At 42.6% G+C, this 6898-nt stretch carries 6 protein-coding genes; all 6 read left to right on the top strand.

The genetic code is table 11. The annotated features are described in order from the left end of the window. Window positions 1–145 precede the first annotated feature (145 nt). The 6 genes from HT669_RS10600 to HT669_RS10575 all read left to right on the top strand — a co-directional run bounded on the left by HT669_RS10600 (window position 146) and on the right by HT669_RS10575 (window position 6697). On the top strand, window positions 146–1312 hold the full coding sequence (locus HT669_RS10600) for an SIS domain-containing protein (RefSeq protein WP_000903556.1): 1167 nt from the start codon (window positions 146–148) through the stop codon (window positions 1310–1312). 115 nt (window positions 1313–1427) lie between these two features. Beyond that, complete coding sequence (locus HT669_RS10595) at window positions 1428–2465, top strand: aldose epimerase family protein (protein WP_000649432.1); 1038 nt, start codon at window positions 1428–1430, stop codon at window positions 2463–2465. 200 nt (window positions 2466–2665) lie between these two features. Beyond that, window positions 2666–3520: a VOC family protein gene (locus HT669_RS10590; protein ID WP_000220708.1), complete on the top strand. Its 855-nt coding sequence runs from the start codon at window positions 2666–2668 to the stop codon at window positions 3518–3520. A gap of 140 nt (window positions 3521–3660) precedes the next feature. Further along, window positions 3661–4425, top strand: a complete 765-nt coding sequence (locus HT669_RS10585; RefSeq protein WP_000614982.1) for a nucleoside phosphorylase — start codon at window positions 3661–3663, stop codon at window positions 4423–4425. 213 nt (window positions 4426–4638) lie between these two features. Beyond that, window positions 4639–6018, top strand: a complete 1380-nt coding sequence (locus tag HT669_RS10580) for a TrkH family potassium uptake protein (protein ID WP_000897723.1) — start codon at window positions 4639–4641, stop codon at window positions 6016–6018. A 13-nt stretch (window positions 6019–6031) separates the two neighbouring features. Next, a complete protein-coding gene (locus HT669_RS10575; protein ID WP_001283900.1) occupies window positions 6032–6697 on the top strand; it encodes a TrkA family potassium uptake protein in 666 nt (221 codons plus the stop codon). Window positions 6698–6898 lie beyond the last annotated feature (201 nt).

Below are 6898 nucleotides of genomic sequence, written 5' to 3'. Positions count from 1 at the left end.
CCTGCGGCTAGTTTCCTACAGATTTTAGTTGGAACTCGATTCAATTCATGTGACAACGTGAAAATCGTTAGAGCATTTTATATAAAATATACATGGGAATGGAGCTTACTCCCATTCCCATATTTAATAGAAAAAGAGGAACTCAATGCTACATTATACAAAAGAAGACTTGCTCGAATTGGGTGCAGAAATCACTACGCGTGAAATCTACCAACAGCCTGATGTATGGAGAGAAGCTTTTGAATTTTACCAAGCAAAACGTGAAGAAATTGCAGCCTTCCTACAAGAAATCGCTGATAAACATGACTATATTAAGGTTATCTTGACAGGTGCTGGGACTTCTGCTTATGTGGGAGATACCTTGCTACCTTACTTTAAGGAAGTCTATGACGAACGCAAATGGAATTTCAATGCTATTGCGACAACAGATATCGTTGCCAATCCAGCAACCTATTTGAAAAAAGATGTGGCAACTGTCCTTGTGTCTTTTGCTCGTAGTGGGAACTCGCCTGAAAGTGTGGCGACTGTTGATTTGGCCAAATCCTTGGTGGATGAGCTTTATCAAGTGACGATTACTTGTGCAGCAGATGGTAAATTGGCTCTTCAAGCTCACGGTGATGACCGTAATCTCTTGCTCTTGCAACCAGCTGTCTCTAATGATGCTGGATTTGCCATGACTTCTAGCTTTACGTCTATGATGTTGACAGCTCTCTTGGTCTTTGATCCTACAGAATTTGCTGTTAAGTCTGAACGTTTTGAAGTTGTATCTAGTCTTGCCCGTAAAGTTTTAGACAAGGCAGAAGATGTCAAAGAGCTCGTTGATTTAGACTTTAACCGTGTCATCTATCTAGGCGCTGGTCCTTTCTTTGGACTTGCTCATGAAGCTCAGCTCAAGATTTTGGAATTAACTGCTGGTCAAGTTGCGACCATGTATGAAAGCCCAGTTGGCTTCCGTCACGGTCCAAAATCTCTTATCAACGAAAATACAGTTGTTTTGGTCTTTGGTACAACGACAGACTACACTCGTAAGTACGACTTGGACTTGGTTCGTGAAGTTGCTGGTGACCAGATTGCTCGTCGTGTTGTGCTTTTGAGTGATCAAGCTTTTGGTCTTGAAAATGTCAAAGAAGTGGCCCTTGGTTGTGGCGGTGTCTTGAATGATATTTACCGTGTCTTCCCTTACATCGTTTATGCCCAACTCTTTGCCCTATTGACTTCACTCAAGGTAGAAAATAAACCAGATACACCGTCTCCTACAGGTACAGTAAACCGTGTAGTACAAGGTGTCATAATTCACGAATATCAAAAGTAAGACAGTGTTTATGAATTCTTGACAAGAGGATTTGTAAATTATCAGATAAACCATAGATTGTCAGTACGCTTTCTATGGTTTGTTTGCTTGAGAGAAATAGTAAAAGGAGAACAGAATGAAAGCATACACAGAGCGTGTATTTGGAAATGTTGAGGGCGAGGATGTCTTGGCCTATCGATTTGAGACAGACGGTGGCTACCAACTTGAGGTTATGACTTATGGTGCGACCATCTTGCGCTATGTCGCACCTGACAAGGCTGGAAATTTTGCCAATGTTATCTTGGGATTTGATGACTTTGATAGTTATGTAGGCAATAGTCCCAAGCATGGAGCAAGTGTAGGTCCTGTAGCGGGTCGTATTGCAGGTGCGACCTTTGAGCTCAATGGTAAGACCTATGACCTTGAGGTTAATAATGCTAGCAACTGTAATCACAGTGGTTCAACTGGTTGGGATTCCAGCTTGTTTGAAGTTGAAGAAGTAAGCGATCATGGCTTGACTCTCTACACAGAGCGTACAGATGGGACAGGAGGGTTCCCTGGAAATCTCAAGATTTGGATCAGTTATCACTTGGAAGAAACTGGTGCCTATAAAATCAGCTACAAGGTGACGACCGATCAGGATACGCTGGTCAATCCAACCAACCACAGCTATTTCAACTTGTCTGGTGATTTCACGCAGACGATTGACCGTCATGTCTTCCAACTAAATACAGAGGGTATTTACCCAATCGCTCCCGATGGTGTTCCTGCCAAAACTCCAGAAGCCAACCGTGATGTGGTCAAACACATCTACAATGGTGCCTTGTTGAAGGATATCTTTGCAGAAGAAGATGAGCAAATCCAGCTGGCATCAGGTTTGGATCACCCATTTGCCCTTCCTGTAGGCCATGACAATGCTGGATTCCTTTATGACCAAAATTCAGGTCGCTTCCTGCTTTTCAAGACAGAAACTCCTTGCTTTGTGGTCTACACAGCAAACTTTGTGGATGAGAGTGTACTTGTGGCTGGTCAGCCAATGGTGCAGCACAATGGGATTGCCCTTGAAGCGCAAGCTTTACCAGATGCCATTCACAGCGACCTCAAAGACCAAGTCATTCTTAAAGCTGGTCAAACCTTCACCAGTAAGACACGTTATGAACTTGTTGTGAAATAAAAAAGCTGGTCAAAAAGTCTTTAAAATTAAAATAACGCATATTGTCAGGTGATGAAAAGTTTGATAATATGCGTTTTATTATGAAATGATTTACTTTATATTATCCTGAAATGGTGTTATTTTTGAGTTATCTGGCTTGACTTTCTTGATGGAAATTATACAATAGTTGTAATAATTACAACGAGAAAAGAGGACCATTTATGACCTATGAATACAAGAGTCACATTTATTTGGCAGAGACAGTTTTAAATGTAAAGGATTTGGCCAGTCAAACAGCCTTTTATCAGCAAGTTATTGGTTTAGAAATCTTATCTCAAACTGAGACAGAGTCCATTCTAGGCCTTGGTGGAAAAGTCTTGGTACAGCTGATTCAAGCACAAGAGAGCGGAGAAGTGAGGGAACATTGTGGTCTTTACCATTTGGCCATTCTCTTGCCCACACGCAAGGCTTTGGCTGATGTCTTGAAACACCTGACAGATTTACAGATTCCTCTTGTCGGCGGTGCAGACCATGGTTACAGTGAAGCTATTTACTTGGAAGATTTGGAGGGAAATGGCATTGAACTCTATCGAGATAAGCCGGTTTCCACATGGGATATTCGAGAAGATGGACGCATTATCGGAGTGACGGAGGCTCTTGCGGCGCAGGACATTTATGAGTTGGGGGAAAGAGTAGAGCCCTTTATCTTGACAGAAGGTACGAGAATGGGGCATATTCATCTTTCCGTCAAGGATAGTCGAAAGTCCAGCCAGTTTTATCAAAAGGTGTTAGGGCTAGAGGATAAATTCAGTGTGCCTAGCGCTAGTTGGATTGCGGCTGGAGATTACCATCATCATTTAGCAGTTAACGAATGGGGAGGAAAAGGTCTGGATTCGCGTAAGCAAGGCTTACCAGGTTTAGCCTACTATGTCATCGAAGTCGCACATAAAGAAGAACTGTTAACGATTGCCCAACGAGCACAAGAAGTTGACGCACCAATCAAATGGATGACATCGAGCCAATTGGAAATCACAGACTCAGATGGAATTGTGACTCGTATTTGCTTAGCTCGATAGACAGGATGTGATGAAAATCAGAGCATCAATTGTAGAAAGTGGTTTTTATTCTAGTATTAGCTTTTCCTCAGTTCATCAGCTTCCTCCTTGACACTTTGTCAGTTTTTGATACAATAGTACAAAATTAGAGGAGGTGGGTTATGATTCAGAAACATGCGATTCCCATTTTAGAGTTTGATGATAATCCTCAGGCGGTTATCATGCCCAATCACGAGGGGCTGGACTTGCACTTGCCCAAGAAATGTGTCTATGCATTTTTAGGTGAAGAGATTGACCGCTATGCGAGGGAAGTAGGGGCGGACTGTGTCGGCGAATTCGTTTCAGCCACCAAGACCTATCCAGTCTATGTCGTGAACTACAAAGGCGAGGAGATTTGTCTGGCTCAGGCTCCTGTTGGTTCAGCTCCAGCAGCCCAGTTTATGGATTGGTTGATTGGCTATGGTGTGGAGCAGATTATTTCCACAGGTACCTGTGGTGTGCTAGCCGATATAGAGGAAAATGCCTTTCTAGTCCCTGTTCGCGCTCTGCGAGATGAAGGAGCCAGTTACCACTATGTGGCACCTTCTCGTTATATGGAAATGCAGCCAGAGGCTATTGCTGCCATTGAGCAAGTTTTGGAAGTCAGAGGGATTCCCTATGAAGAAGTCCTGACCTGGACGACAGACGGTTTTTACCGAGAAACGGCTGAAAAGGTGGCTTATCGTAAGGAAGAGGGCTGTGCTGTTGTGGAGATGGAGTGTTCTGCGCTTGTGGCAGTAGCCCAACTGCGAGGGGTTCTCTGGGGAGAATTGTTGTTCACAGCTGATTCCTTAGCAGACTTGGACCAGTACGATAGTCGTGACTGGGGATCGGAAGCTTTTGAGAAGGCGTTAGAACTGAGTTTAGCAAGTGTTGTGCAACTTTAGTCGCTTTTCTCGGCAGTTTCTTATCTTAGTGAAGGAGAACTTTAAAAGCTTGATTGATGATTATTTTTTGCCGAATAAAATAGGAAGTCGGTAGTTTTTAGACGTTTCTAGAAATGGACGAGTTTGGATAACCTCTTTTTTAGGATAAGCGTACGCGATGTTTTGTCCATTCCTATTTGAGATATTTCTTTTGTTTTATGGTACAATGGAAACATGTTATTCAAATTATCTAAGGAAAAAATAGAGCTAGGCTTATCTCGTTTATCGCCAGCCCGTCGTATTTTTTTGAGTTTTGCCTTGGTCATTTTACTAGGCTCTCTTCTTTTGAGCTTGCCCTTTGTCCAAGTTGAAAGCTCACGAGCGACTTATTTTGATCATCTTTTCACTGCTGTCTCTGCAGTCTGTGTGACAGGTCTTTCAACCCTTCCAGTAGCTCACACATATAATATCTGGGGTCAAATAATCTGTTTGCTCTTGATTCAGATCGGTGGTCTAGGACTCATGACCTTTATTGGAGTTTTCTATATCCAGAGCAAGCAAAAGCTTAGTCTTCGTAGCCGTGCAACTATTCAGGATAGTTTTAGTTATGGAGAAACTCGATCTTTGAGAAAGTTTGTCCATTCTATTTTTCTCACAACTTTTCTAGTTGAGGGTTTGGGAGCTCTATTCCTCAGTTTTCGTTTTGTTCCACAACTTGGCTGGGGGCGCGGTCTTTTTAGTTCCATTTTTCTAGCTATATCCGCCTTCTGTAATGCAGGTTTTGATAATTTGGGGAGCACCAGTTTATTTGCTTTTCAGACCGATTTACTGGTCAATCTGGTGATTGCAGGCTTAATTATTACAGGTGGTTTTGGCTTTATGGTCTGGTTTGATTTGGCTGGTCATGTAGGAAGAAAGAAAAAAGGGCGCCTGCACTTTCATACGAAGCTTGTACTATTATTGACTCTAGGTTTGTTGTTATTTGGAACGGCAACTACTCTCTTTCTTGAGTGGAACAATGCTGGAACGATTGGCAATCTCCCTGTTGCCGATAAGGTTTTAGTTAGCTTTTTTCAAACAGTGACGATGCGAACAGCAGGCTTTTCTACGATAGATTATACTCAGGCTCATCCTGTGACTCTTTTGATTTATATCTTACAGATGTTTCTAGGTGGGGCACCTGGGGGAACGGCTGGGGGGCTCAAGATTACGACATTTTTTGTCCTCTTGGTCTTTGCGCGAAGTGAGCTTTTGGGCTTGCCTCATGCCAATGTTGCGAGACGAACGATTGCGCCGCGAACGGTTCAAAAATCCTTTAGTGTCTTTATTATCTTTTTGATGAGCTTCTTGGTAGGATTGATTCTGCTAGGGATGACAGCCAAAGGCAATCCTCCCTTTATCCACCTCATATTTGAAACCATTTCAGCTCTTAGTACAGTTGGTGTAACGGCAAATTTGACTTCTGATCTTGGGAAATTGGCTCTCAGTGTTATCATGCCACTTATGTTTATGGGACGAATTGGTCCCTTGACCTTGTTTGTTAGCTTGGCAGATTACCATCCAGAAAAGAAAGATATGATTCACTATATGAAAGCAGATATTAGTATTGGTTAAGAAAGGAAAGAGAATGTCAGATCGTACGATTGGAATTTTAGGATTGGGAATTTTTGGGAGCAGTGTCCTAGCTGCCCTAGCCAAGCAGGATATGAATATTATCGCTATTGATGACCACGCAGAGCGCATCAATCAGTTTGAGCCAGTTTTGGCGCGTGGAGTGATTGGTGACATCACAGATGAAGAATTATTGAGATCAGCAGGGATTGATACCTGCGATACCGTTGTCGTCGCGACAGGTGGAAATCTGGAGTCGAGTGTGCTTGCGGTTATGCACTGTAAGAGTTTGGGGGTACCGACTGTTATTGCTAAGGTCAAAAGTCAGACTGCTAAGAAAGTGCTAGAAAAGATTGGAGCTGACTCGGTTGTCTCGCCAGAGTATGAAATGGGGCAGTCTCTAGCACATACCATTCTTTTCCATAATAGTGTTGGTGTCTTTCAGTTGGATAAAAATGTCTCTATTGTGGAGATGAAAATTCCTCAGTCTTGGGCAGGTCAAAGTCTGAGTAAATTAGACCTCCGTGACAAATATAATCTGAATATTTTGGGCTTCCGAGAGCAGGAAAATTCCCCATTGGATGTTGAATTTGGACCAGATGACCTCTTGAAGGCAGATACCTATATTTTGGCGGTCATCAACAACCAGTATTTGGATACCCTAGCAGCATTGAATTTGTAAAAGAGGGAGCTTCCCTCTTTTTTGATGCTTAAGATGGTAAATAGAGACAGAAGCCTTGTATTCTAGTAAAAGTTCTTCAAAGGCTGGACTTTATGGTAGAATAGAAAGCAGTGACAAGAGAGAGTAATACTCTTCGAAAGTCAAATTTAAACCACGTCAACGTCACCTTGCCGTAGGTATAGGTAACTGACTTCGTCAGTC

This window comes from Streptococcus sp. 2100 (assembly GCF_013276335.1).
GTDB classification, from domain to species: domain Bacteria; phylum Bacillota; class Bacilli; order Lactobacillales; family Streptococcaceae; genus Streptococcus; species Streptococcus pseudopneumoniae.
This window is presented reverse-complemented; position numbering and strand designations above follow the sequence as displayed.